This window comes from Vibrio sp. 10N.222.49.C9 (genome assembly GCF_041474985.1).
In the GTDB taxonomy this organism is placed as follows: domain Bacteria; phylum Pseudomonadota; class Gammaproteobacteria; order Enterobacterales; family Vibrionaceae; genus Vibrio; species Vibrio crassostreae_C.
The window spans coordinates 1-266 of the sequence record NZ_JBFRVD010001446.1; the positions used below are offsets into that span (position 1 = coordinate 1).

Annotated in this window: 1 pseudogene; it reads left to right on the forward strand. The window is 50.0% G+C overall.

From position 1 onward, the window contains the following. Positions 1 to 266: pseudogene (locus AB4585_RS28690) on the forward strand (glutathione ABC transporter ATP-binding protein); the annotation flags it as partial.

Genomic DNA, 266 nt, shown 5'->3' on the forward strand with positions numbered 1-266 from the left:
TTCAAGCGCAGATCTTAGGCTTGATTCGTGAGCTGCAAACAGAGCTGGGCATGGGCGTTATCTTCATTACCCACGATATGGGGGTAGTCCACGAAGTAGCAGACCGAGTCGCGGTGATGTATCACGGTGACATCGTAGAAACAGGCACCCTTAATCAAGTCTTTCTAGAACCCAAACATGCTTACACAAAAGCCTTGTTGAAAGCGGCCCCTAAACTAGGCTCTATGCGCGGACGTGCAGTGCCACATAGCTTTCCGGTTTTAACG